Source organism: Rothia amarae, assembly GCF_042677725.1.
Classification (GTDB): domain Bacteria; phylum Actinomycetota; class Actinomycetes; order Actinomycetales; family Micrococcaceae; genus Rothia; species Rothia amarae.
In genome coordinates this window covers 187140-211637 of sequence record NZ_JBHUCN010000008.1, presented here as the reverse complement: position 1 = coordinate 211637, position 24498 = coordinate 187140, and the positions used below count along the sequence as shown (strand labels likewise).

General features: G+C 52.8%; 23 protein-coding genes. 16 read left to right on the top strand and 7 right to left on the bottom strand.

The genetic code is table 11. From position 1 onward, the window contains the following. The first annotated feature begins 327 nt into the window (after positions 1-327). The 4 genes from ACFR81_RS04535 to ACFR81_RS04520 all read left to right on the top strand — a co-directional run bounded on the left by ACFR81_RS04535 (position 328) and on the right by ACFR81_RS04520 (position 4746). Entirely contained in the window at positions 328-1071 is a 744-nt protein-coding gene (locus ACFR81_RS04535; RefSeq protein ID WP_343874718.1) for a response regulator transcription factor, read from the top strand. Position 1072: 1 nt separating this feature from the next. Beyond that, positions 1073-2581 carry a sensor histidine kinase gene (locus ACFR81_RS04530; protein ID WP_343874716.1) on the top strand — a complete coding sequence of 503 codons (1509 nt, stop codon included), beginning with the start codon at positions 1073-1075 and terminating at the stop codon, positions 2579-2581. A gap of 307 nt (positions 2582-2888) precedes the next feature. Further along, a complete protein-coding gene (locus tag ACFR81_RS04525) occupies positions 2889-3773 on the top strand; it encodes an alpha/beta hydrolase (protein WP_343874714.1) in 885 nt (294 codons plus the stop codon). Between the two features lie 22 nt (positions 3774-3795). Continuing rightward, complete coding sequence (locus ACFR81_RS04520; RefSeq protein ID WP_343874712.1) at positions 3796-4746, top strand: carboxylesterase family protein; 951 nt, start codon at positions 3796-3798, stop codon at positions 4744-4746. Positions 4747-4767: 21 nt separating this feature from the next. On the opposite strand, the gene ACFR81_RS04515 is transcribed toward ACFR81_RS04520, so the two are convergent. Further along, positions 4768-5748 carry a sugar-binding transcriptional regulator gene (locus ACFR81_RS04515; protein WP_343874709.1) on the bottom strand — a complete coding sequence of 327 codons (981 nt, stop codon included), beginning with the start codon at positions 5746-5748 and terminating at the stop codon, positions 4768-4770. A gap of 153 nt (positions 5749-5901) precedes the next feature. Between ACFR81_RS04515 and ACFR81_RS04510 the strand changes: the two genes are divergently transcribed. The 4 genes from ACFR81_RS04510 (at position 5902) to ACFR81_RS04495 (ending at position 8872) form a co-directional block, all read left to right on the top strand. Next, complete coding sequence (locus ACFR81_RS04510; protein WP_343874707.1) at positions 5902-6336, top strand: fluoride efflux transporter FluC; 435 nt, start codon at positions 5902-5904, stop codon at positions 6334-6336. Then, positions 6333-6725 (top strand): fluoride efflux transporter FluC, encoded by a 393-nt coding sequence (locus ACFR81_RS04505; protein WP_343874704.1) that lies wholly within the window; start codon positions 6333-6335, stop codon positions 6723-6725. Before ACFR81_RS04510 ends, ACFR81_RS04505 begins: the two co-directional genes overlap by 4 nt. A gap of 26 nt (positions 6726-6751) precedes the next feature. After that, on the top strand, positions 6752-7162 hold the full coding sequence (locus ACFR81_RS04500; RefSeq protein WP_343874702.1) for a hypothetical protein: 411 nt from the start codon (positions 6752-6754) through the stop codon (positions 7160-7162). A 159-nt stretch (positions 7163-7321) separates the two neighbouring features. Further along, positions 7322-8872 carry an amino acid permease gene (locus ACFR81_RS04495; protein ID WP_343874700.1) on the top strand — a complete coding sequence of 517 codons (1551 nt, stop codon included), beginning with the start codon at positions 7322-7324 and terminating at the stop codon, positions 8870-8872. Here ACFR81_RS04495 and ACFR81_RS04490 read toward each other — a convergent pair whose 3' ends face one another. Further along, a complete protein-coding gene (locus ACFR81_RS04490) occupies positions 8873-9304 on the bottom strand; it encodes an Lrp/AsnC family transcriptional regulator (protein WP_343874698.1) in 432 nt (143 codons plus the stop codon). It lies immediately after the preceding gene. Between the two features lie 141 nt (positions 9305-9445). Here ACFR81_RS04490 and ACFR81_RS04485 point away from each other — a divergent pair, with 141 nt between their 5' ends. The 3 genes from ACFR81_RS04485 to ACFR81_RS04475 all read left to right on the top strand — a co-directional run bounded on the left by ACFR81_RS04485 (position 9446) and on the right by ACFR81_RS04475 (position 12553). Then, positions 9446-10474 (top strand): ornithine cyclodeaminase, encoded by a 1029-nt coding sequence (locus ACFR81_RS04485; RefSeq protein ID WP_068169737.1) that lies wholly within the window; start codon positions 9446-9448, stop codon positions 10472-10474. A 222-nt stretch (positions 10475-10696) separates the two neighbouring features. Next, positions 10697-11872, top strand: coding sequence for an MFS transporter (locus ACFR81_RS04480; RefSeq protein WP_343874695.1), 1176 nt, complete (start codon positions 10697-10699; stop codon positions 11870-11872). A gap of 54 nt (positions 11873-11926) precedes the next feature. After that, a complete protein-coding gene (locus ACFR81_RS04475) occupies positions 11927-12553 on the top strand; it encodes a VanZ family protein (protein WP_343874693.1) in 627 nt (208 codons plus the stop codon). A 5-nt stretch (positions 12554-12558) separates the two neighbouring features. Here the strand turns inward: ACFR81_RS04475 and ACFR81_RS04470 are convergent, their stop codons facing one another. The 5 genes from ACFR81_RS04470 to ACFR81_RS04450 form a co-directional block, all read right to left on the bottom strand. Further along, positions 12559-13578, bottom strand: coding sequence for an MIP/aquaporin family protein (locus tag ACFR81_RS04470; protein ID WP_343874691.1), 1020 nt, complete (start codon positions 13576-13578; stop codon positions 12559-12561). 232 nt (positions 13579-13810) lie between these two features. Next, the gene (locus ACFR81_RS04465; RefSeq protein WP_343874689.1) at positions 13811-15043 is read right to left on the bottom strand and encodes an acetylornithine deacetylase; all 1233 of its coding nucleotides are present in this window, start codon (positions 15041-15043) and stop codon (positions 13811-13813) included. Positions 15044-15059: 16 nt separating this feature from the next. Then, entirely contained in the window at positions 15060-15623 is a 564-nt protein-coding gene (locus ACFR81_RS04460; protein WP_343874687.1) for a flavin reductase family protein, read from the bottom strand. A 126-nt stretch (positions 15624-15749) separates the two neighbouring features. After that, positions 15750-16622, bottom strand: coding sequence for a low temperature requirement protein A (locus ACFR81_RS04455; RefSeq protein ID WP_343874685.1), 873 nt, complete (start codon positions 16620-16622; stop codon positions 15750-15752). A 148-nt stretch (positions 16623-16770) separates the two neighbouring features. Beyond that, positions 16771-18435 carry an alpha-keto acid decarboxylase family protein gene (locus ACFR81_RS04450; protein WP_343874684.1) on the bottom strand — a complete coding sequence of 555 codons (1665 nt, stop codon included), beginning with the start codon at positions 18433-18435 and terminating at the stop codon, positions 16771-16773. 250 nt (positions 18436-18685) lie between these two features. On the opposite strand from ACFR81_RS04450, the gene ACFR81_RS04445 reads away from it, so the two are divergent. The 5 genes from ACFR81_RS04445 (at position 18686) to ACFR81_RS04425 (ending at position 24472) form a co-directional block, all read left to right on the top strand. Continuing rightward, on the top strand, positions 18686-20797 hold the full coding sequence (locus tag ACFR81_RS04445) for a DUF6541 family protein (protein WP_343874682.1): 2112 nt from the start codon (positions 18686-18688) through the stop codon (positions 20795-20797). Positions 20798-20897: 100 nt separating this feature from the next. Further along, positions 20898-21638: a glycosyltransferase family 2 protein gene (locus ACFR81_RS04440; RefSeq protein WP_068167835.1), complete on the top strand. Its 741-nt coding sequence runs from the start codon at positions 20898-20900 to the stop codon at positions 21636-21638. Next, positions 21639-22019, top strand: a complete 381-nt coding sequence (locus ACFR81_RS04435; protein WP_068167836.1) for a DUF2304 domain-containing protein — start codon at positions 21639-21641, stop codon at positions 22017-22019. Positions 22020-22130: 111 nt separating this feature from the next. After that, entirely contained in the window at positions 22131-23438 is a 1308-nt protein-coding gene (locus ACFR81_RS04430) for a polysaccharide biosynthesis protein (protein ID WP_343874676.1), read from the top strand. Beyond that, complete coding sequence (locus tag ACFR81_RS04425; protein ID WP_343874673.1) at positions 23435-24472, top strand: glycosyltransferase family 2 protein; 1038 nt, start codon at positions 23435-23437, stop codon at positions 24470-24472. The genes ACFR81_RS04430 and ACFR81_RS04425 overlap by 4 nt, the downstream gene beginning before the upstream one ends. Positions 24473-24498 lie beyond the last annotated feature (26 nt).

Here is a 24498-nt window from a genome sequence, read left to right as displayed (position 1 = left end):
TGTAACTTCGTGTAGTGAATATGTCTAGGTAGCGTCATATTAAGTTATGTGAAAGCAGGGTGAGGACGAGCTATAAGTCGAGAACCTGGCGTAGCGGGAGGAAAGCTGGCTGGGTCTGGCGTGAATCGCCTTCCTGAGCGCTAGCGAAGCAGACGAGAGGGATTGCTTGCCGACGCTACGCCAGGTATCGGCAAATCGCGTGTTCTCAGCCGAGTTGTTCCGCTTTCCTGTGTTTAACCTATGCCCCCGGCATGCAGTTACTTTGTAAGACCCAGAAACAAGCAAAACACCAGCTCCATAACACTCTCAAACGCTAGGCTTATACACATGAGCAGCAGAGCACACGAAATCGCCAAAAACCTCCCCACCCTCGAACACGTAGATGGTACGCCCATCCGCGCGCTCGTCGTCGACGACGAAGCCATGCTCGAAGAGTTAGTCAGCGTAGGTTTGCGCATGATTGGGTGGGATGTTAAATCGGCAGGAAACGGCCCTGATGCGCTCGCAGTAGCACGCGAGTGGCGTCCCGATGTTCTGGTGCTGGACATTATGATGCCCGGATTCGACGGCATCGAATTACTGAGCCGCGTGCGGAAACTTTACCCGCAGGTGCCCTGTCTTTTTCTCACCGCTAAAGACTCGGTTGACGACCGCATCGAAGGACTCGGCGCTGGCGCCGATGATTACGTGACCAAGCCTTTCTCGATGGAGGAGGTCATGATTCGCCTTCACCGCCTCGTACAGCGTTCAGGCGTTGTGGCAGCAGACGACGCCGAGCTGGTCGTCGGCGATCTCGTGCTGAATCAGGATACCCGTGAAGTGACCCGCGGTGGAGAAGACATCTCACTCACGGCAACGCAGTTCGACCTGTTGCGCTATCTCATGGAAAACCCTAAGCGAGTGGTCTCAAAATCTCAGATTCTCGATAACGTGTGGAACTACGATTTTGGCGGTCAAGCGAACATTGTGGAGCTCTATATCTCCTACTTGCGCAAGAAAATTGATGCAGGTCGAGAACCTATGATTCATACGGTTCGCGGTGCTGGTTACGTGATTAAGCCGGTTAACTAGCGTGAACTCGTCTTTCGCATCTGCGCCTCGCCTGCGCACTATTTTGACGGCTATATTAGTGGGAATGTTGGGCGTTGCCTGCCTGATTATCGGGCTCAGCAGTTTTCTCACTATCAAGAATTCCTTAGAATCGCAGGTGAGCGAGCGGTTAGATCAGACGTCGCGCCGCGCCATGATTTTTAAGCCCGAGGACGCCCCTGTGCGCAACGGCGGCGCGGGTGGGGTGGACGGTGCAAATGCGGAAGGCGCGCAAAACGTATGCGAGACGTCCGCTAGTAGCTCGCCGCTCAACGCACCCGGCCAAAGCGCAGGGACCCTCACCGTCTGCGTAAATAACGGGAATGTGGGATTCTCAGGAGTTTTGGATAGCTCGGGCGATTTACAAAGTCTTTCTGAAGCAGACGTTGCGCAGTTGAAAGATGTCCCGGCAGAAGCTACCGCCCAAAAAGTTGATCTCGAAGTAGGGAACTACCTGGTAGAAGCTCACGCGCTTCCCAATCAGCCCCAGACCGTGGTGGTCACAGGCATCCCACTCAAAGACATGAATAATACGTTGGCCACCTTAGTTGCCGTGATGGCAGGTGGGTCGCTGGCGGTAATGGTTATAGCTGGTCTGCTCGGCTCATGGATTATCCGCCGGACGATGCGCCCCCTAGAGCGTGTCTCGGCAGTTGCTGCCGGCGTCGCGCAGGCAGACTTGGAGTCGCAGGTGCTTTCTCGCGCCGACCGTGTGCAGCCGTGGGACTCGAACCCCCGCTCAGAGGTAGGCGCGGTGGGATTCGCGCTAAACCAAATGCTGGGGAACGTACAGTCTGCCCTGCAGGCACGGGAGAAAACTGAAAACCAGATGCGCGCATTTATTGCCGATGCTTCCCACGAACTGCGCACTCCGCTCGCTGCCATTAAGGGGTACTCGGACCTTCTGCGGTGGACCGAAAACCTGAGCGATTCGGGGGAGCAGTCGGTGAATCGCATCGAATCACAGACTGCACGAATGAGCCGCTTGGTAGAGGATCTCTTGTTGCTCGCTCGTCTCGATGAAGGCAAGCAGCCGGTCTTTGAGGCGGTAGATCTCTCGGAAATGCTCGCTGAAAGCACCTTCGATATGCAGGTAGCTGCCCCCAATCATCGCTGGACTCTCGATATTCCAGACGATCCGGTAGAAGTTCGCGGCGACCGCAACCAACTTCAGCAAGTTATTTCGAACCTGCTCTCTAACGCACGCAAACATACCGCCGAGGGAACGCATGTAACGGCGTCTCTAGGTTTTGCCGAGGGCGGGTTTGCTGAGATAAGAATTAGCGATGATGGCGAGGGGATCGATCCTAAATTTATCGATAAAATTTTTGACCGATTTACACGCTCCGACGTCGCGCGGCCCGGGGACGCCGGAACCACAGGATTAGGGTTGCCGATTGTACGTGCCATCGTTGAGGCACATGGCGGCAGTATTGACGTGCAATCTCGCCCGGGGGAAACCGTCTTTCAGGTCCTGCTGCCACTGGCGTAGGGGTTAGGACGCGTTCGTTAACCCCAGCCCAGAATCAGCAAACTCTTCCGCTCACCACCCCTATTTGGGCTTGTTACGCCAATATTAAGTAAATTTTATGAATACATCCATGAGATAAGTACTACTTGCCCCGTCATGTATGTAGAGGTGAAATTTTGGTGTAATTCCGGGGTTTTGTCTTTCCTTATACTCTCCTTCTCAGGGCTGATTTTTACTTTCTCCCCCTTATTGGTGAATTTTGCACCCCTGGTGAAGCAAATACCCCTTACTGTGTAAGGTAACGATTTGATAACAAAGGTGGCGCGATATGTCGCTCAGCATGCGTACAGCGGTTGGTGCGCTTTCCCTTATTAACCGTATGACCTCTGATGCTTCCCGGAACGCAGTTCGGACCATTACCCACAATGCCAAGCCTGCCGAGTTGCCGGCTACTATGTATGACCGCTATGGGGCGTACTACCGGCAGGTGGATGATTCGCGCGTAGTTTTTCTCGACCCCGAAAACGAAAAATGCGCCAACGTACTGGTATATATTCATGGCGGGGAATACAAAAGACCTCTCACCATGATGCACTGGGGCATCATTGACCGGTTGATGAAAGAAACCTGCGCCTCTGCTTTGGTACCGATGTATCAATTGGCTCCCCACCACAGCGCTAAAGACGCCTACCCATTACTCGACGGCGCCTTCGCCCATGCCCTCAAAAGCGCCCGAGAAACCGGTGGAAAAATAATCGTTGCCGGTGACTGTGCAGGTGGCGGATTGGCTCAGGCATACGTGATGAGCCGCCGCGATCGCGGGTTGGTTCTCCCCGATAATGTGTTGCTTTTTTATCCCTGGCTCGATCTCACGCTTTCCAACCCCGAAATTCATGGCATTAAAGATCCGGTACTTAACCGCCCGTCGCTCATTGAAGCTGGACGCCGCTGGAGTGGTTCGTGGGGAGTGCGGGATCCGCGCGTCAGCCCTATTTTCGGGTCGGTAGAAAACCTTCCGAAAACCCACATTTACCAGGGTAAACGAGACATCATGTATCCCGACGTTCGCAACTTTGCCAATCTTGCCGTCGGTGCTGGCTCGCCCGTGAGCCTGACCTTAGCGCCGCGCGCTTTTCATGGATACATGGGGGCTCGACTCATGCCAGAAGCACGCGCTGCCTACCGTGAAATTGGCAAGCAGTTCGCCGCCTAGTTGTATGTTGAAGGATTTAGGAATGCGCCCCGTTGAGACTCCAGTGGGTACTCTTTTAGCGGTGGAAGACGGCGCTGTAGTGCGCGCTTCAGGTATTCCCTATGCGCGTGCCGAGCGTTTTCGTTATCCCCATTCAGTTCGTCTAGCTGACTTTGGAGATCCTTTTGTAGCAGATTCTCCTGCCCCAGCTGCGCCACAGTTTTTGCGTGGTAAGGACGGGGATATTCGTCAGTCGGTACTGATGAGCGAGGAGTGCCAGAATCTCTCTATAGTGTTTCCTGCCGATGTTGCACCCTCTGAAAAGTTGCCGGTCATGGTCTATTTTCATGGCGGCTCGTACGTGGTGGGTAGCGGCGACGGCGCACGCTATAACCCTGTTCGCTTGGTGGCAGACGAGCAGGTTGTGGTGGTTCCGGTGACTTACCGGCTAGGTCTGCTGGGGTTTTTGGGTGGCTCGAAAGAGCGCCCTGCCAACCTTGGTTTGTTGGACGGGCACTATCCTTTGCCGAATGTTGAGCAGGTGGAAGATGCATGGAAAAAGATTGCTCAACGGGTAGATGTTCTTATAGGTGCTAATATGCGCGAATCGGCATATTTTGTGCCTCAACCGCCGAAATACCTGGGGAAAATGGCGCGGAAGGTTGCTGAGTCATTGGTGGGAAAGGGCTCGTGGGAGATGTATATTGAGCCCGCCCGCCGATTTGTGCGTCGTCATCGAGCCGCTGGCGGAAACGCCACTTCCTATGTGTTGCGGGTGGGGCATCCGCTGAACTACCACTACTCGGCGCACTGTACCGAGCTTGCTCTTTTATTTGAAAACTCCTGCTGGGGCGGCGATAAGTTACTCGCGGGCTCCTACCCGAACGAACGGGCGGAGCAAGGACGGGCTTTGCGCGCCATCTGGGCAGAGTTTGCCCGCTCGGGAGTGATTCGTTCCGAGTTGGCTGGGCGTGCGCGAATTGAGTTTGCGTAGCTAGGGGAGAGCCCTAAGATTTTAGTCTTCGAGCAGCGCTTCCGCCGTCGCCCGGTCCGTAATCAGCACCGATACCAACTTGCCCCGCAGAGCCCCACGGATGGCATCGAGCTTATGCTCACCCCAGGCAACACCGACAACGCGCGGCAGCCGCCTAATCTGCTTAAGATTAATGCCAATGGTGCGGGCACAAAGGGGCGTCACAATATGCTCACCCTGGGCGTTGAAGTGGTGACCGCAAATGTGCCCTACTGCGCCATCACGTTGAAGAATGGCGCTGGTTTCTTCTTCGACGTAGCCGTCAAAAATGTAACCCTTTTTCCGGTCCTCAATAGTTCCGATACCTACCAGGGCAGTGTCAGCGGTCGCTGCGTAGTGCAGAATCCCTGCGACTTGCTGGCTCTGAATGAGCGAATAGGCAACCTCCGGAGCGGAAACCACCAAAGGAGCGGGCAGCGCAATATGGCGCCCGCCGAGTTGACCGGCAAGACGGCGGCAGGTTTCCGATGCGTCAACCTGTACTTCTTCGTTGCTGACCGATCCGATCGCCTGAATCACGCGGGAAGTCAGCCAGTTCATACGCGGCATCGCCTCGATGGTGGCGTTCACTGCGAACCCGTTGGAAACGGTAATCACGGAATCTTCAGGAGAGGTCTCGATGAGGTAGTCGGCGGCGCATCGCGCTACGTTTTGGGTAAGATTTCCAAGGTCCTTAGACTCAGCAATTCGGGCTCCGATAAGCCCAAACTTTTCAGCAAGTGCTTTCTCTATGGACATCGCTCGCTCTAGCGGGTGGGTGATGCGGATGTGAACCACACCTTCCTCACGTGCCTCGGTCAGAAGCCGGGACACGGTGGGGCGAGAGTAACCCACGTGCTTAGCGATTTGCGCCTGCGTGGCGCCCTCTTCGTAGTACATGCGCGCTACCTTCAAGAGCAGGCTCACGCGTTCGCGCTCGTCAGAGGTGTTTGAACGGTGCAGACGCTGCGGTGAAGGTGTCATGTTCTCTCGTTTCTCTCTGCCCCGAATGATGTAGCCATCGAAATCTCATGATGAAAAGTCTATGTATTGAGTTTATGGGTAAGGATGTCACCCAGCACAATTTTGTCCGAACCTGCAGGTTAGGGAAGAGGAAACATAGGATAAATTAGGAGGGTGAAAAGTCAGAAATTTCCTCCAGGATTGCTCGTGTTTTTGGGCGGCGGCTTGGGCGCAAGCATACGTTGGCTACTGACCCTGGGTTTACCTTTCACGGTTATTCAGATGACGTGGGCAATCAACGTCTTGGGTGCTTTCTGCCTCGGCTTTTTGCTCGCTTTTTTAACGGGTCTAGGCGCAGAACAAGGAGGCCGAAAAATTGCCCGTTTGTTCCTCGGAACCGGTTTCATGGGCGGCTTCACCACCTATTCGGCACTCTCGGTGCAGTCGGTGGGCTTGCTCTCTGAAAACCCACAGATTTTTTGGTTTTACAGCGGGACGACGCTACTCCTAGGACTTCTTGTCTGCTTGCTAGGAACGAGACTGGGATCTGCCGCCGCACGACGTCGTGGAGTGTCTTTGGCTATCAAAAAAGTAGGGGAGGGCTTATGAATTTCCTCCTTTTCCTCGGCGTATTTATCAGCGGTGGAGCTGGTGCATGGCTCCGATTCACTCTCGACGGCGCGGCGAAGAAAACTACCCTCGGGCAACGAGTACCTCTGGGTACATTCCTGATAAATTTCACCGGCTCTTTTCTCCTGGGTGCTCTCACTGGTGCAACCGGGATGCTTGCCGGTTTATTTGGCGACGACATCGTCCACACGTTTGTTCTTCTTGCTGGCACTGGCTTTTTGGGTGGCTTCACCACGTTCTCCACTGCGATGGTCGATGCCGTAACTGCCGCCTCCGCTCGTCGTCCGGGGGTGTTTATCTTTGCTTGGCTCGCCCAGGCGATTCTCTGTATTGTCGCGGCTGCGCTGGGAATGGGCCTGACCGCATAGCTTCTTTGCCCGGTAGGCTTAAGCCCATGAAAAAGCAACAGACCGGCATCAAAGAAACCGCCTTTCAACTCGCCCGCAAGCACGGTTGGGAGCTGGAATATGAGGGAGGGCTTGAAATTGACGGCGAATATTTGGACGACGCCGACCTCACCTGGCGTCAAGTAGCTGAGGATGGCTCGCTCACCTATGTGTTGAATATCAGCTGGTCCGAATCAACCCAGTACGGGTTTGTGCTCACGCGAGAGAAGGAAAAGGAATCTGCGCATTCAGGTTCGTCCTTTGGCGTTTTCACCGGTGCGAATCTGAATGCTACCCCTTTTGAAAACTCAGCATTGTCTTTACTACAACAGGGACAGACGGTCGCAGAAAAATACTTTATTTCTACGATGGAGCGGCTTATTAGCGAGATTGAGGGGGCTATACAGTCTCTCGTCTAAGATTAAAAATGAGATATAAACTACATTTTTAGGGAGCCGCAGGTTATAGTTCTAAGTAGCCTGACTAAAAGTTGTGACCATTTGCACCGGGGATCAACAACTTGAATTAAGTCCAAAGTCCCTGCGCACCTGCGCACGCCGTTCGATTGGGGTTCCCTGATGTCTCCTAATTCTTCGCTGAATTCTGTAGAGGGCAGTATCCCTCCGGATCCTTTTGCTCATGAGCAAGAAGGTTTCCAAAAAGGTCTCAGACCACGCCAGATTCAGATGATTGCCATTGGCTCCGCTATTGGTACCGGTCTTTTTTTGGGTACGGGTGGTCGCCTTGAAAATGCAGGCCCATCTCTAGCTATCATTTACGCAATCTGTGGTTTCTTTGGATACCTCATTCTGCGTGCCCTGGGGGAGCTTATTCTTCACCGACCCTCTTCGGGCTCTTTCGTTTCCTATACCCGCGAATTTTATGGCGAAAAAGCCGCCTATGTTTCGGGTTGGCTGTACTGGCTTAACTGGGCAATGACCGCGGTAGCTGATGCCACGGCAATTGCTATCTATATTGCTTGGTTTGGGCAGTATAGCGAGTTCATTGCTTCGATTCCGCAGTGGGTTGTAGCGCTTATCGTGGTGTTAGCAGTAGTTTCCTTGAATCTGGTTTCCGTTAAGGTTTTTGGCGAAATGGAATTCTGGTTCGCTCTCATTAAAGTCGCCGCGCTCGTCATCTTTATGATTGTGGGTATCTGCTTCCTCATCTTTGGCAGCCCCACTGGCGAACCCACTGGTTTCTCGTTGATTTCCCAGGCTGGCGGTATGCTTCCTAACGGCTTGCTAGCAGCGGTAATTGTGGTTCAGGGTGTTGTCTTCGCCTACGCAGGTATTGAGCTGGTGGGCACCACCTCTGGTGAAGCGCAAGATGTAGAGCGCGTTATCCCTCGTGCTATCAACACGGTAGTTCTGCGTATCGCCGTGTTCTACGTGGGATCCGTTATCCTTCTGTGCTTGCTTCTTCCTTACAATCAATACACCGCTGATGAATCTCCTTTTGTGACCTTCTTCGAATCAGTTGGCTTTGAGTATGCGGCACCCATCATGCAGCTAGTTGTTATTACTGCGGCAGCCTCCTCTATGAATGCTGGAATGTACTCCACCGGGCGCATTCTTCACTCGATGGCTGTGGCAGGCTCAGCTCCTCGGTTTGCAGCAAAGATGTCCAAGGGCGGTGTCCCCGTCGCTGGTATTTTGTTGACCGCAGTGGTGGCACTCTTTGGTGTGGCACTCAACTTCTTTGTGCCGGCGCAGGCATTCGAAATTGTTTTAAACATTGCAGCTATCGGCACCATGGCAAGCTGGGCAGCTATTGTGCTGGCTCACCAGAAATTCTTGAGCTTGGTGAAAGAGGGCCGCTATAGCCGACCCAGCTACCGGGCTCCTGGCGGTAAGTTCAGTGACTGGGCGGTTATCGTCTTTATCGTTCTTGTAATGGTTCTTATTGCTTTTGATTACCCGGTAGGAACATGGACCTTAATCTCACTCTTGGTAGTGATTCCCCTTCTATGGGGCGGATGGTTCCTCGTACGTCAGCGTGTCTATGAGGTTGCCGCAGTTCGCGAAGGCTACACAGGCGAGTTCCCCGTCATTGCGCGTACACCTGGCTCGGATTCAGTTCATACCCAAACCCCCCGAGTACACAATGAATTTCACGAGAGTGAATAACTAGCACTCTACTGAATTGAGGTGCAGGGAGGTTTGCGAATTGCTGACTCCCTGCACCTCTCTTATTTTGCGTAACACACGGTCAAAATCGAGCAAATCTTTACATTCAAGTTCGGCAATGAGATCCCATGCCCCGTTAGTGGTGTGAATAGCTCGAATTTCGGGGATTCCTTTAAGTTGAGCGATGGCATAACGGGTGGTCCGATTCTCCACCTCAATACAGCTAGTGGCATGAAGGAGACCTGCTGCTTGGCTCTTATGCGTGCGAACCGTGTAGCCGAGAATAGTTTCATTGTTTTCCAGGCGCGCCATTGTCTTGGTGACGGTCGCACGAGAAACATGCAACTCCTCAGCAAGGGCTGAAACCGAGGTGCGACTATTTTCACGAAGAAGCGTAATCAGTTTATGTTCCAAGACAGTGAGCTCAATCATGACAATATAATAACTGTCACTTAGCACTTTGTTCATTTTCGATGCAAATTAACTTAACCTGCCTATGTTGACTTTACATTTTTGGCCATAAACTTAAATTCTGCCTCCTTCCCGGTGCAACGAGTTTTGAGAGGAAAACACATGACCCAGTTTGTTGACGTATCGAGCATGGCTCACTGGATTCAGCGCGATGGCGTTGAAAATATTATTGGCGGAATGGCCAAGTACATTGAAGATGACTTTAAGCGATGGGAAAGTTTCGATAAGATTCCCCGCGTGGCAAGCCACACCCCTTTCGGTGTTATTGAATTAATGCCCACCTCTGACCATGAGATTTACTCTTTCAAGTACGTCAACGGTCACCCGTCTAACCCTGCTCGTGGATTCCAGACCGTCACCGCGTTTGGTTTGCTCGCAGACGTAGATAACGGCTATCCTGTTTTCCTTGCGGAAATGACTCTGCTGACTGCTCTTCGTACAGCTGCGGCGTCGGCTCTTGTTGCTAAATACCTAGCTCGCCCTAACTCCAAGCGGATGGCGATGATTGGCGCAGGTTCTCAGTCTGAATTCCAGGCGCTTGGTTTCCGCGCACTCTTGGGTATTGAAGACATCACTATCTACGATATTGAGCCTGCCTCTATCGAGAAGTTCCGCCGCAACATGGAGCCCCTTGGCTTCAATATCCGCGTGGCTGAATCGGTAGATGACGCTGTTCTCGATGCCGATATCATTACCACCTGCACCGCAGACAAGGCACAGAATACCATTCTTTCCGACCACCAGGTAAAGCCCGGCGTGCACCTGAACGCTGTCGGCGGTGACTGCCCCGGCAAGACCGAACTTGACGGCGCTATCCTTGATCGCTCCACCGTCTTTGTAGAATTCCCACCGCAGACTCGCATCGAGGGTGAGATTCAGCAGAAGGACGAAGACTTCCCCGTCACCGAGTTCTGGCAGGTCCTCACCGGCGCGGCAACTGGACGTAGCTCGGATGAAGAAATCACCCTGTTTGACTCCGTTGGCTTCGCTATCTCTGACTTCTCTGCTTTGCGCTACTGCTCAGATGCAACTAAGGACTCTGACCTTCAGCAGTTCATTGACCTTGTGGCTGAGCCTGAGGATCCCCGCGACTTGTTCTCACTCGTCAAGGTGAACTCTCCCGTAGGCTAAAACTTTTAGCTGAGCCTTGAGCTAGAGATTTCCCCGGTCATCATGTGATGGCCGGGGCAATCTGCTTTAACGGAGTACCTCGTATGAGGTACCAGAAAAGTAAACGAGATACCGTCTCGAAATAGTAGCTCGTTTACTTTTCTGATATTTCGGGGGGGGGGGGATGGGGTACTCTTAAAGAAGTAAGCCTGCATATTATTTTCACGACGACATAAGGTAACGATGCGCGATACAGAACAGATGCCCTCAGACCAACGCCGTCTGGTGGTTGCGGGAGCATCAGTAGTGGCAGTCTCCTATGGAATGGCGCGCTTTGCTCTGGGGCTGAGTACCCCGCGCATCGTAGAAGATCAGGTAGCCACGAGTGCTGAAATTGGTCTAGCGTCATCGCTTAGCTTTCTGACCTATGTGCTTGCTTGCTTCGTAAGTAGCCGGCTTTTGAATAGCGGTCGATGGAAAACAAGTGTTCTTCTGGTGCTTCTTACCGCAACAGTTGGAACTCTGATGGTGGCGATGTCGTCGTCTGCCCCCTTATTTATGAGCGGAATTGGTGTGGCTGGAGCTGCCGCAGGTTTCACCTCGGGAGCTATCGCTTATAGGTTGGCGCAAGAAATTTCCCCTGCCCAAGAGGCTCGTGCGCAGTCGATTGCCAATGCGGGTACGGGAATTGGTGTTGCAATTTCTACCGGCATATTGCTGGCAGTTTCCAGTTGGAGGCTCGTCTTTGTGGTGGCTGCGGTTTTAGCCTGCGTGGTGTGTTTATGGTTTTTGAGACTCAAAACTTCCTCACCTGCGACGGCGGCAGGCGGTTCGAGCGACGAAGCCCGGGGCGAATGGCGTGCCCTTCTCTTTCCAATTCTGTTGACGATTTTGATGGGTGCAGGAAGCTCCGTCTACTGGACCTACGGGCGCGCATTAGCTGAGGAGCAAGGCGGTCTGAGCGATTTTCAGTCTCTACTGTTCTGGGGCGCTATCGGGGTGGCAGGAATTGGTGGCGCGTTAGCGGGTGATGTGGCATCAAGAATGGGATTAAAACTTTCATGGACCCTTTGTTCGGTAATTCTTGGCCTTTCAATTCTTTGCCTACCGCTATGTTCCAATGTGGTTTTCGCTGTTCTTTCGGGCGCATTGTTTGGGGCGTTTTATACCGTGGTTACCGGTTTGACGATTGAACTCGGCCGTCAATCGTGGCCCCGTGCTGTAGGTGCGGCAACTGGTATCCTTTTCGCTACAATCGCGGTAGGACAGACCGCCGGGTCGATGCTCAACGGGCTTGCGCTGACCAATCTCAGTATGGAGCGTCTCTTTACTCTCGGAGGAGTCGCAACCCTCGTGGCAGGAGCGCTAATCTGGGGAATGAAAAAGAAAACAGACCCCTCTCCCTCATCTGTGGGGTAAACTGGGGACGCTCGGACGGTCGTCGCTCATACTTACGCGCCCACTAGGGGAACAATGCATTTCATGGTCAGCTGGGGGACTCCCATTCTGATTCAAGCAATCACTATATGGCTGATTATTGCCGTGATTGCTCTACCTCTTGCCGCCCTGATATACCGCAAACACTATGGAAAAATTCCTGGCCGGCGCATCATTATTATGCCCATCGTGTTGCTTTATGCGGTAGGTATTATTTCATTTACGTTTTTGCCCCTGCCTGATCCGCAAACTTTTCAATGCGGAACAGACCTTAATTACCCGCGTTTCTTTCCCGGGTGGAGTGTGGAATTCGCTTTGCGTAATACGGAGGGTCGCGGCGTCCTGAGGTTCGCTACGTGGTGGTTCGTGCAAATCTACCTGAACGTGCTTCTCTTTGTGCCCTGGGGATTTATAGCCCGTGCAGTATATAAGATGAATTTCCGCGCAACACTGCTGAGCAGTTTCGCCGCAACCTTACTCATTGAACTTACCCAGCTCACGGGCATCTGGGGTATTTACCCCTGCCGCTACCGCACCTTCGACGTCGACGACATGATTACTAATACCCTCGGCGCCATGATTGGCTGGCTATTGGTAGAGGCATATATGCGTTTCCGCCCAAAGTCTTCCCCTCAAAATAAGAGAGAATCTCGGCCCAGATAGCGCAGCTATTCTTTGTCCGAGTATCCGCGCCCAGTCTGCACATTGACGCGTGCTTTGGTGGGGGCTGGCATCAGAGGGCTACCTTCAACTACTGGAATTGATCCGGTGGGCATGTAGGTTGCCGCTGCCGACGCCGCCGTCGCTTCAGTATTTTCAGGCTCAGGGATAATCTCCGCCGAACGGGAGATGTACATGTGCTGGTTCGCCCACCAGCCAAAGAGCAGGACGAGCAGCGCGAACCCCGATGTAATAAAGAGGAAGGGTGTAACTCGACCGTGGTAGTAGAGCTGGAAGAAAGCACCTGCCATGGAACCGCCGGCAAAAGGTGCACAAATAGGAACCCAGCAGTAATACCAGCGAGATGAACCCTTGCCGCTAATGGGTAATAGGGCGTGCATGATGCGCGGGCCTAGGTCGCGGGCGGGGTTCAGCGCATACCCGGTTTGTCCGCCGAGGCCAACGACCAGTACTGCAACCATGAAGCCGTACGCCAGGGGCTTGAGCACGTGATTGAGGTTGAGGGTTAGCGCAGAACCTTCAAGTGTCGGGGTGAAGTTCACTCCCACATACAGAGCGGAGAAAACCAACATAAAAGTACCAATGATTTCCGAAAGAGCGTTGGTGAAGTAGTTGTGAATAGCGGGCACGGTAGAGAAAACACCAAGTTTGATTTTTGAATCAGCGGTAGCTTTCCAATGGGGAAGGTAATTGAGCCAAACGAAGAGGGCACCTGCCATCGCTCCGCCCAGTTGAGCGATCATATAACCGGGGACCATTGCCCAGTCGAATTCTCCATATACTGCGAGCCCTAGCGTTACTGCCGGGTTGAGGTGACCACCGGAGTAGGCGTGGGAGGCGTAGACGCCGAATGCGACGGCGAAGCCCCAGCCGAAGGCGATGGTAAAGAAGTTGTCGCCGTGGCCTTTAGAGCGGCGGAGTTCTACGGTGGCAATGGAGCCGCACCCGATGAGAACCATAATCATGGTTCCAAGGAACTCTGCGAGGTAGGGGCTAATGGTGTACACGGGGCTAAACCTTCCGGCGGGAGCCACTTACTGAATGTGTAAATGTGTGGCTTCAGTTGTGTTTATGTGTTAATCAAAGCCTGAAAGTAAACCCGGTGCAAGGTGTGTTTGAAAGGGTCAAAATGCACCTATGCGAGCTTACAAAGATTTTTCTTAAAAGTGTGATGAACGACGCTTTTAAATATGTTCCGTCTACCAGGCCTAACACCACCGCTGGGGTGCGGCGTCGGGCTTATTCGCCCTTCGCCCACTTCAACACTCGCTCCATAAAGCGCTCGCACTCCTCAATCTGGCTCAGCTCAACCCACTCATTAGCCGTATGCGCCTGCGCAATATCGCCGGGGCCGATAATCACAGCAGGGATACCTGCCTGATGGTACTGACCGCCCTCGGTGCCGTAGGTAACCTTAACCAGAGGTTCCTCCACCGACTCGGGTTTGCCGATAAGCTCAGCACCGAGCGTCAAAATTTCGTCGCCCTCTTGAGTATTCAACCCGGGCACAGCAGCTAGTAGCTCATGGGTGACTTTCACCTGATCTTTGAGCGAACCAGGCTCAGCACCCGCAAGCTTCTCAGCGCGTTCAGCCCGCCACTGCAAACGAGGCAAAATCACCTCAAAGAGATGCTTCTCCACACGCTCCACCACGCTCTCAGTAGACATCTGCGGAATGGTGCGGAAATCGTACTCCACCCGCGCGTCCTCACCCACAATGTTGTACTGCAAGCCAGCGTCAATTACATTGCCGCCAATAGTAGAAGATGGGGTTACAAAACCTTCATCGAAGGGGCCGTTCTCTAGCCATTCGTCCGAAAGTTCTTCGAGGAACACCACAAACTCGGCGGCAGACGCCGAAGCATTGACGCCGTGCGACGCCAACGAACCATGCTTTGCCACACCGTGGAACGTAGCAACCCCTCGATGCGCACCCTTATGTGCGGCAATAACTCGCATGGAAGAAGGCTCGCCCACTATCGCAAAATCGGGTTTGATGCCGCGCCCTCGGAATTCCTCAATCATTCGAGGAGCACCCACACAACCAATTTCCTCATCGTAGGTAAAAGCAAAATGCAGAGGTTTCTTCAATTTAGCTTCGGCAAAGCGGGGGAGTATCCACAGCGCAACAGCGATATAAGACTTCATGTCTGCAACGCCGCGACCAAAGATTTTATCGCCCTTCACAGTCGCCTCAAAGGGGTCAGTATCCCATTGCTGACCTTTTACCGGAACCACGTCGGTATGCCCAGAAATTATCAGTCCGCCATCGGTTGAACCATCCGCGGCGGGAATGGTGACGAAAAGGTTGGCGCGCTCACCGTCGTCTGAATAAGTCAGTGTTGGTTCAAAACCGTACTTTTTAAATTCTTCGCTCACTACCGCCAGAAGTTCATCGTTAGGGGTAGTTGCCACGGTAGGTAGGGCTACAAGTTTCTCAATCCAGGGAAAAGAAGCGGGAAGGTCGCTCATAAGATCCTTTCAAAATCTAAATCACGTAGTGGTCACCAAGCTGGTGAAACTTCCGTGCGTGATAAACCACCGGGGTGATTTCATCGGTATTATGCTGCACAAATTCGGTCACGCGGGCGATGAAGACGACGGCAGGATCAGCATCTACCCGCGACACCGGCTCAACGCGGAACACGCGGTTAATTCCGTGCACCAGGGGTTCACCGGTAAGGAGCCACCCCCAGGTGGTTTCGTCCTCAAATTTAGGATAGTTGCTGGTGGCAAACTTCTTGGCAATATCTACGTTTTCACCGCTGATAAGGTGAATTAGAAACGACGGTGAATCTACAATCTTTGCCGCCGACCCGGTGCGGTTTTGGAAGGAAAAAGCAACCATTGGCGGATCGGCAGAAACAGACGACAACGACGAAATGGTCAACCCCGCCGGCTCGCCGGTAACCCCCTGGGCAGTAACAATCGCAACGCCTGCTGCTTGAGCGCCGAATGTCTCTTTGAACAGTTCCGAGTCTGATTTTGACGGCTCGTTTTCCGAATCGAGAACTACCGTCTCTGCGGGGGAACCTGTGGTTTTCTGCGCCAAAACTAACTCCTTGCGGCTGCAATGTGGCTTTACCTTAAATAAACCCTAGAACGCAGACCCTGCCGCGCGCCATGATATTGCGTTTTGTGTAATCAGACTTGGATTATTACGGTAGAGGGCGTAATGCTATGTGTCGACCGACTTGTTTCGCGCCACCAGTATCGCCACGATGGCGATCAGCACGCACGTCGTCCATACCGCAGGAAAAGGGATAAGGACGTCAAAGTAAACAAGGGCAGCGCCTCGCTCAGTGAGGTGGGAGCGGCCGGTTTCGACGTCCACCAGCAGTTCGATACCCGCAGCGAAAGCGGCGGCACTGGCGAATACAAAATAGTGAACGTAGCCGTAGGTGAGGGAGCTTCGGAATGAGGTAATCGCATTGTGGTGAGGGGGCCACGGAGTGAGCTTTTTCTGTTCAGCAAAAATTGGAACTGCAATCTCAGCGAGCCCCAGCAGAATAAAGGTAGGCAGACCTAGGGCGCTATCGGCAATAAAGATGAGGCGCAGAACCCACAACACCTGTACTGCGAGAATTCCCCAGCCGTAGCGGAAAGCGGTGGCACGGTATTCGGGGTTGGTGAGCCCAGCACGGAACCACTGGGTTGCCATACAGATACGCATAATCACATAACCGGCAACTACTATGCGAAAATCGCCGTCGAACCCCGCGGGAATACCGGTGGAGAAAACAATAACACCACCCATTTGGAAGATGGTTAGGACTCGATACAACCAGTCATCGCAGTCGAAAGAGGTTGCGAACCAGGTGAAGTTCACCCACGCCCACCAGATGCTAAAGAACATAACAATGAACCCTACGACGCCGTGTTGCACATGGTCTCCGGTGAGGGCGTGATGGAAGCTGGACGCGGCGCCGCCTACCGCGATGACGAACACGAGGTCGAAGAAGAGCTCAAGTGAGCTAGTAGCGCGGTGCGGCTCGTGGGGATGGCGGGGTCGCATGGGCGTAAGCCCGAAACGAGATGCTGTGTTACTCAATGGGGAATCCCCCAAATTGGCCCTCAAATAAAGGGTCTCAACAAAGACTATTCCCTAGTCTAGAGGGCGTTTTAAAACTTTGGTCAATTTCTACGCGATATGGGACTCATATCGCGCAAAAATTGACCAAAGTTAAGGGTGCCTGGCGCTATGCGCTTTTGTGCATCTTTTCGACGTGCGCGCCGAAGTCGCGCAGAAGTTGAGGCATGTCGTCCTTATCGGTCACTACCTCAATGAAGACGAGCTTGTCACGAGTCTCACCGGCGACCTTGCACGCATCCACCAGTTCGCGGGAGGTTGTTGCGCGAAGAATGACAGAGTTCTCCCCGGTGGCGCCAAAGCCTACAGGAATCTGCTGCCAGTTGTAGGCGGTGATGTCGTTGTACTTTGCCTCGGGGCCGTGAATGGAACGCTCAATGGTGTAGCCGTCATTGTTGATGACGAACATCACCGGGTTGATACCTTCTCGGATAATGGTTCCGAGTTCCTGGATAGTGAGCTGCGCCGAACCGTCACCAACGAGCAAGACCCCGCGGGAATCACGGTCTGCCATTGCCGCGCCAAGTAGTGCGGGGATGGAGTAGCCAATTGAACCCCACAATGGCATGCCGATGAAGCGGGAATCTTCGGGGAACTTCTGGTTAGCCATGCCGAAGAACGAGGTGCCCATATCTGCAACCACGGTGTTGTGGGCGTCGAGGTGGGCGGGCAGAAGTGCCCAGAGCTCATCCTGCTTCAGCGGCGAGTCAGAGACTTCAGGTAGCTGGATGTCGGCTTCAGAGCCCGCGAAATCCATGGCGACGGCGCCAGCTTCGGCTGCGGCGGCCTTGAGGACGCGCAGGGCATCTGCCATAGCCAAGGGCGCAAAAACCTTACCTGCAATGGTTGCACCGCGGGCACCCAAATCGATGACGCGGGCAGGATCAATCTGGTGGGAGTAGTGTGCCGAGGTGGTGTCGGTGAACTCCACGCCGGAGCTGATGAGAACTTCAGCTTCTTCCACTACCTTTCGGGTGGTTTCCTCGGAGAGTGCGCCGATGTAGATGCCAGCGTAGTTAGGCAGGGTTTCATCGAGCATTGCTTTGCCCCAAAGAATAGAGGCAAAGGGGAAGTTTGTGCTGGTCACAAAGTCATTGAGTTCTTCGACGGCGTCGAGGCGTTCAGTCATAATATCGGCAAGCACAGCGGTCTTCTTGCCCTTGAGGAACTCGGTTGCTGCTACTCGGAAGTCCTCTTCGACGTCCTGCGCAGAGAGGCGGGTGGTGACATCCAGCGGTGCCGATGGCGCGGTCGCGGGAGTGCGAGCTACGTCGACGGGGAGCATCAGATAACCGGGCTTGCGGTGAAGTACAGCCTCGCGCAGAACGCGGTCAATATCGTTGGTTGCGGTAGCGCGGTCAAGAACCGCTACCGAGTAATTGACCTCGCGTGCCATGCGAACAAAGTGCATGAAATCGCCGTCGCCCAGGGTGTGGTGCATACGTCCGTGCTGCTGCTGCGAGGAAGTGCCTGGGGCGCCCACGATATGGATAACCGGCACGTTTTCTGCATAAGAGCCAGCGGTTGCGTTGATTGCCGAGAGCTCACCCACGCCATAGGTGGTGCAGATGGCGGCGATGCCGCGTACGCGCGCGTAACCATCAGCGGCGTAACCAGCGTTGAGTTCGTTAGCGTTGCCTACCCATTCGAGATTTTGGTGGGCGAGGACGTCGTCCAGAAAGTGCAGGTTGAAGTCGCCAGGTACGCCGAAGATTTCGGTAGCACCGAGTTCTACAAGGCGATCAAGAAGATAATTGCCAACGTTGTAAGTCATAATGTCCTTTGTCTATCAAGCCCGAGCCCGCCCGGGCAGTTCGCGTATTTTTGCGCCTGTAGCGTCCATCCCACATAGTACGGCAGATTGTAACCCTAGTCACTTAGCGCAAAATGGGTCTGCATTGTGAGCCATAACGGGTGCGTGTGGAGACATTAACGCCCGGAACCTCTCAGGTCTGCCGGTTACACTGGTAAGACTGCAGAATAAATAACATTTGAGGGCAAAACCCTTATAGTGGAGGATTCCTATGAGTTGGCTGGCTATTACCGCGCCCTTTTTGGTGGGGCTTCTGGTGGTTTTTATCCCCGGTTTAATGGTGGCTGCCGCTCTCAAAATGCGAGGTATTGACGCGTTTGGTATCGCTCCTGCTCTTTCTGTCGCTATGGTCGCTATTAGTGCGATTGTCGCGCCGATGATGGGTGTGCGGTGGGCTCTCTGGGTTCCGTTTGCTTTCGCCGCTCTGATTGCTCTGCTGGGCTTCCTGATTCAGAGGGGAGTCTACGCGCTGGGCGGGCGACGCCGTCATTCGGATCAGCCGGTTGCATACTCCGATTCACATGGTGCAGTTGCGAGCCGCGCGGCCGATTCTTCACTCTCTCCGCTGGCGGAATCTCGCTGGTTCTCCCGTGAACAGGCTCTCTACTGGGTGAGCTTCGCAATCGGTGCTATATTGCTGGCAAGGAATGTAACGAACTCAGTGGGTCGGCCAGAGTGGATTTCGCAGACCTACGATGCGAATTTCCACCTCAACGCTCTCCGCTACGTTGTCGATCACGGCAATGGTTCTTCCCTTTTTATAGCCTCCATGACTTCCGGCAACGAGACCCCGGATTTCTATCCTGCAGCCTGGCATGACCTTGGGTCGCTCATGTTTATGGCAACCGGCGTCTCAATTCCGGTAGTAACCAATGCATTGGTCGTATTGATAGGCGCCGTCATCTGGCCTATCAGCCTGATCTTCTTTGCACGCCACACCTTGAATCTCAATAAATTCGGTATTCTCGCGCTTGGACCTCTCGCAGCAGCGTTTGTGGCCTTCCCCTACCTCCTGCTGAATTTTGGGGTGCTTTACCCTAACTTGCTTGCCCTCTCAATAACCCCGGTTGGGCTTGCCGTTGTGGCGCAGATGTTCCGGTTGGCTATGAAGACCCGCATGACCGTGACCCAGACCATTTTCTTGGGACTATTTATCGCGCTCGGCATCGCTATTGCTCACCCCAATGCGATGATGTCGCTACTTGTTCTACTCATCCCCATTTTTGTTACCCGCGGTCTCCTTCAGCTTAAAGCCGCCGTTCAAGGTCTTACGTCTTGGATTATGGTGATTCTTCAGATTGCTGGAATTGCGGGCATCCTTTGGCTTATTAGTTACCTGTGGGGTATTGTCCGACCTCCCAAAGAATCAGGTGGATGGGAGCCCTCAGCTTCTCAGTCGCAGTCATTCGGTGAATTCATCACTAACGGCATTATGGGCTGGCCCTCGCTGTGGTTCGTTACGATTTTGATGGCATGTGGAATTTATGCCTTGATAAGAACCCGTAACCGGTCTCTCTGGCTACTTGGCTCTTTCGGAGTGCTCTGCTGGTTCTACATGGCAGCACGCTATCTCACCTGGGATGAAGGCCGGGACTGGGTAGTAGGCGTGTGGTATCACGATGCTTACCGGATCGCCGCCATGCTTCCTATGCTGATGATTCCTTTGGGCGCGCTGGGGATTGATTTCCTCACACGGTGGGTTAGCTCATCTACATGGTTGGAATCCGCAATCGCTTCTTTCCGCCGCCGCGGTTCCTCATCCGTTGCTGTAGGCGATACTTTGCGCTCGTCTCATACCCCTACGGTGGCGTCATTGGTATTAGCGGTCCTTCTTACCGGCGTGCTCATCTGGGGTGGTCAAACAGCTAAACCGCTCGAAAAATATATTCACGATACCTTCTGGACGTATGCGCCGGAAGCGGACTCCGCTTTGCTTACTCCTGATGAATATAACGTGCTAGATCATATTGATGACTATGTGCCAGAAGGAGACGCCGTTATTGTGCAACCATGGACGGGCGCAGCCTTGACTTATGCCGTGAGCGGGCGAGAAGTAAATGCGTACCATACGAACTTTGTAGATACGCCCCAGACCGATATGGTGGATCTCCACCTCAAAGATTGGCAAAGTAACTCCGCAGTGTGCCCAGCTCTAGAGAGCTTGGATGCCAAGTACGTTGTAGATTTTGGTACTCAGGAAATCTTGAATGCAGATCACTCCATTCGTTACGCCGGTCTGATGGGAATCAAAGACACCCCCGGCTTCAAAGAGGTCTATAAATCAGGAAATGTAGGTCTCTACGAGATCACTGCCTGCGAATAAGGAACATGCGGAGTCTTTATAGACTCAACTGTTACACTAAAGAAACAATTTCTCACAGGTTAAACCCCGTAACTTTGTACAGATGGAGAGCACCATTCCTATGCAAGTTTCATCCGTAGCTCACGGTGAACCGCGCACCCTCATCATCATGCCCGCATGGAATGAAGAAGAGGTTATTGGCGGTACTATTACTGAGCTATTCCGTATGATGCCCGAAGTTGACCTCTTGGTGGTTAACGACGGATCTTCGGATAACACTTCTGCTATCGCTCGTGAAGCTGGCGCTTTGGTGATTGATCTTCCCTACAACATGGGGATTGGCGGTGCTCTGCGAACTGGCTATAAATACGCGCGCATGATGGATTATGACCGTGCGATTCAGGTAGATGCAGACGGTCAGCACGACCCCAAGGGTATCCGTACTGTCCTTGCTGGTTTAGACGACGTCGATATCTCTATTGGTTCACGTTTCGCTGAAGCCGATAACTACACGGTGAAGGGCCCTCGTAAATGGGCAATGGTTCTTCTGGCATGGATGTTTAGCTCTATCTCGGGTAAAAAATTTACCGACGCAACCAGCGGTTTCCGCGCTGCTAACCGCCGAGCTATCGCCCAGTACTGTGAGCACCTCCCCGCAGAGTACCTCGGGGACTGCATTGACGCGTGCGTCATGGCGATTCGTGCCGGTCTTACCGTGAAGCAGGTTCCTGTAGAGATGCGTGAACGTCAAGCAGGCACGCCTTCCTCTAACCCTTGGAAGTCTGCCGTTTATCTTGTCCGTTCAATCTTTTCTTTCGCTATCTCGATGACTCGTAAAAAGAGTACGGTAAAGGATTCCTAAATGGTGGCAAACCTATTTTTCTTGATTTTGACCATCATTCTTGTCGTGATGGTTCTTGTGCAGGTTCGTAATCAGAAAATGAAAGAGAAATATGCGGCTTTGTGGCTGATTATTTCTTTTATCATCATTATTCTGGTTATTTTCCCCAAGCTTCTTGATTGGCTAGCGGATGCCGTGGGGATTGAAACTCCTGTAAACCTGCTATTCCTGCTAGCGATTATTATGCTCATTGGCGTAGCTTTGCACCTCACACAGGCGCTGTCCAAGATGGGGGAAGACACCCGTATCTTGGCAGAAAAAGCGGCTATCAATGATCTTCTGGTAGAGCAGTTAACTAATCGGGTTCGTCAGCTGGAAAATAGAGAACAGCAACGACCTTAGCAGGATATTCAAAAGAGCTGTTATGTTAGCCTCCGGCAAACATAACAGCTCTTTTTGCGAATAATAGCTAGGGAAAAAGGGTTATATGCCTATGAAAAAGGGGAAGAAAAGATGAGCGAGAATCCTGTAGCTGAACCAGGGGAACAGGTTATTACCCGAGGGCAGTCCTTGGGAATCACAGCGTCCTCTATTATTGGGGCTGCTGCGGTTTTCGTCGTAACGATTATTGTGTCCCGTGTGTTGACCGAAGCAGCTTATTCGCAGTTCCTTCTATTCTGGTCACTTATGTTTGGTGTCTTCGGTGCCATCTTGGGTATTCAGCAGGAGGTCACGCGCGCCACGGGTGCTAGAGCTGAATCTTCTGCGGTAGTTGCGACAAAGTTGCCTCAAACAGTTCGTGTTCTTCCCGTTGCCGCTTTTCTGGGTGGATGTATTGCGGTGCTTTTAGTAGGCACGTCCTTTCTCTGGGGTGAAAAGGTTCTGGGTAAAGATTTCTTTGCCTCTGTTCTAGTTATTGGTGTCGGTGCTGTGCTCTACGCATGCCACGTTGCAGTGGTAGGTACAGCGGCTGGCACAAAGAACTGGTCTGTTTTTGCATGGCTCGGCGGCACCGAGTCGGTTCTGCGTCTGGTTCTTACCGGTGCGGTCGCCCTCTTCGCCGGAACCTTATGGGGATTTCAATTTGCCGCGATTGCCCCGGTTACTTTGTGGATTTTTCTCTTAGCCTTTTTCCCACGCTACCGCCCGATTCTAGGGCGCGCTCGTATCCATGATTCGTTCAGTGGAGCTAGTCAGAAAATGGCGTGGGCGATTCTGACTTCTACCGCCTACGCCATCATGGTCACCGGTTTCCCGGTTCTCCTCAAATGGACCACCGGTCATATTGAATCTGCAGAAGAAATCGCGTTGTTGGCAGCTACCATCACGGCAATCAGCTTGACTCGCGCACCTATTATGATCCCCCTGCAAATGTTTCAGGGCGTGGCCATCTCAGCCTTTCTCAAACAGCAACACCGCCCGCTAGCAGCACTTATGAAACCAGCAGGCGTTCTCCTGGGAATTGGAGTGATAGGAGCAATTGCTGCCTACCTTGTTGGTCCCTTCCTCTTCAGCTTGCTTTATCCTAAACAGGGTGGAATTCTCACCGGGTTTGAACTCGGTGCACTTACTTTCGCGTCTGCTTTCATGGCGGTAGTTGTTCTTACCGGTACCGCCACGTTGGCGTCCAACCATCACAAGCTCTACTTTGCAGGGTGGGGTGCCACTGCCATCGTTGCAATTGCTATGCTTTTCACTCCGTTTAGCATCATTGATCGATCCATCGTGGCATTGCTTGCTGGACCCTTGGCGGGGATTATTATCCACACTGCTGGGCTTGCTATCGCTCCCGCTCGCCCCTTATCTAAGGAATCCCTATGAGGTACGATCTTACTGTTATTTTGGCAATTTATAACATGCAAAAGCATGTGCGTGATTGCCTGGAAAGCGTGGTTCACCAGACCGCTCTGGATCAGGTTAAGTTACGGGTTCTGTGTATTGACGATGGTTCGACGGACGGCACTGCCCAGATTCTGCGCGAATATGAGCAGAACTACCCCTGGCTTGAAGTTCACTCGCAAGAAAACGGGGGAGTGTCAGTAGCCCGTAATTCCGGTCTTGACTTGGTTAAAGACAGTGAATATGTGACTTTCCTGGATCCTGATGACACCTGGGAACTCACCTATTTAGAAAAAGTCTTACCCGGTATGAAAAGCGGGGCGGACTCAATATTTTTCAATATCAACCTGGTCGATGCCACCGGGGCATTAGTAAAAAAGCTCGATATTTGCCCCGAATTTGACCAGCTCGGCGAAGAAGAGGCGCGCCGTCGTCTGATCCTCTCAAAGCCTGCATCGTGGACGCGCATTCACAAAGCAGAGCTCTACGAAGGAAACCGTTTTCCCGTTGGACGCATCTACGAAGACCTTGCGCTGATGCCCTACGTGACTTCACTATCGAACACCATCTATGTGGTGCGAGATTACGTGTATAACTACGTTATCGATGTCAATAATTCGATTATGAATTCCAGCAAATCAGCTATTTTTGATATCTATCCTGCGCTAGATTTTCTCTGGGAAAAATTTGGCGATCGAGCCCACAGCTACAAAGACGAACTACAGTATCTCATGCTTGAGCATCTGGGAGTGGGGCAATCCTATCGCCTCATTGGTTTTGCAGATGCCACTACTGCCGATTACGACCGCATTCTGCGCACGCTTAAACAGCGGTTTGGTTCTTCATGGCGCAAAAATAAATACATTGACGCCGGGGTGCAAAAAGTGAATATTAACTCGGCGTTATCGCAGGTTATTCCACAGTTCTTATTGGCATTGGATATGGGTTTGGTGCGTAACACTGCCCATGTGACCAGGTTGCTGAACAAAATTACCGCGCGTCGTTCAACCACGTAAATCCCCTTGTTGAGGTGCAAAAAGGG